Below are 1,346 nucleotides of genomic sequence, written 5' to 3'. Positions count from 1 at the left end.
TGGCTGTAATTATGACGACGCCGAGTCCCGACCAGACTGCATAAGCAACACCGACAGGGATGGATTTCAGAACCAGACGCAGCCGCAGGCGCCGGAAACTAAACCGATGTCTGTAGGGTTACCGCTGGATCTGCGTGAATTCCAGCAGCAGCAAGAGAAAGACTTTCTACAAACCAGCTTACAGCAGGCAAAATTTAACCAGAAAAAAGCCGCTGAATTACTGGGTCTGACTTACCATCAGCTTCGCGCTTTGCTGAAAAAACACCAGATTTAACGCACATTTGCAGATGTTATATTGGCGGATTTGACGCATAACCTCATCAGGGTTTACCATGACGCCATTACTGTATAAAAAAACAGGCACAAAATATGGCTCTGGCACTCGTTGGCGAAAAAATTAACAGAAACCGCTTCACCGGTGAGAAAATTGAAAATAGTACATTTTTTAACTGTGATTTTTCAGGTGCCGACCTGAGCGGCACTGAATTTATCGGCTGTCAGTTCTATGATCGTGAAAGCCAGAAAGGGTGCAATTTTAGTCGTGCGATGCTGAAAGATGCCATTTTTAAAAGCTGTGATTTATCCATGGCGGATTTTCGCAATGCCAGTGCGCTTGGCATTGAAATTCGCCACTGTCGTGCGCAAGGCGCAGATTTTCGCGGCGCAAGTTTTATGAATATGATCACTACTCGCACCTGGTTTTGCAGTGCATATATCACTAACACAAATCTAAGCTACGCCAATTTTTCGAAAGTCGTGTTGGAAAAGTGTGAGCTGTGGGAAAACCGTTGGATGGGGGCCCAGGTACTGGGCGCGACGTTCAGTGGTTCAGATCTCTCCGGCGGCGAGTTTTCGACTTTCGACTGGCGAGCAGCAAACTTCACACATTGCGATCTGACCAATTCGGAGTTGGGTGACTTAGATATTCGGCGCGTTGATTTACAAGGCGTTAAGTTGGACAACTACCAGGCATCGTTGCTCATGGAACGTCTTGGCATCGCGATTATTGGCTAGTCTTCAGGGAGCGGTGAATATTCCGCCCCCTGCACAGCTTTTTACCCTTCAGGCATCGCTGAAGAGTGGTGTGTGGAAATTTTCCACTCTTTACCGTCCCATGCATAAGTGAATGTGTAGCGGGCTGAAACCGTTGATTTGTCCGCGAAGGTAAATGTGTAGGTACCGGTGTCTATCGCCTTATTACACCCCAGGCGAATGGTACGCATGTCAATTTTCCCGGTCGGCTTTTTCGCAAGAAAATGCTCGAAATAAGGCACTGTTGCAAATAGTCGGTGGTGATAAACTTATCATCCCCTTTTGCTGATGGAGCTGCACATGAACCCATTCAA

1 protein-coding gene and 3 pseudogenes are annotated in these 1,346 nt (G+C 47.2%); 2 read left to right on the top strand and 2 right to left on the bottom strand.

Annotated elements, in window-relative coordinates:
• Positions 1-82, bottom strand: a pseudogene (locus tag QMN38_RS26570) (SMR family transporter); the annotation flags it as partial.
• Between QMN38_RS26570 and QMN38_RS26565 the strand changes: the two are divergent.
• A pseudogene (locus QMN38_RS26565) lies at positions 68-274 on the top strand (helix-turn-helix domain-containing protein); the annotation flags it as partial. The pseudogenes QMN38_RS26570 and QMN38_RS26565 overlap by 15 nt on opposite strands.
• A 95-nt stretch (positions 275-369) precedes the next feature.
• Positions 370-1,014, top strand: a complete 645-nt coding sequence (locus QMN38_RS26560; protein WP_012695489.1) for a quinolone resistance pentapeptide repeat protein QnrB2 — start codon at positions 370-372, stop codon at positions 1,012-1,014.
• Positions 1,015-1,055: 41 nt separating this feature from the next.
• Here QMN38_RS26560 and QMN38_RS26555 read toward each other — a convergent pair.
• Positions 1,056-1,274: pseudogene (locus QMN38_RS26555) on the bottom strand (DUF4440 domain-containing protein); the annotation flags it as partial.
• Positions 1,275-1,346 lie beyond the last annotated feature (72 nt).

Origin of the sequence: Citrobacter sp. R-1.5.2 (assembly GCF_035064245.1) — a bacterium.
In the GTDB taxonomy this organism is placed as follows: domain Bacteria; phylum Pseudomonadota; class Gammaproteobacteria; order Enterobacterales; family Enterobacteriaceae; genus Citrobacter.
This window is presented reverse-complemented; position numbering and strand designations above follow the sequence as displayed.

What these genes read in the sequence shown, in the direction of transcription:
- QMN38_RS26560 (WP_012695489.1), top strand. Translation starts at nt 370, where the DNA reads ATGGCTCTGGCACTCGTTGGCGAAAAAATTAACAGAAACCGCTTCACC.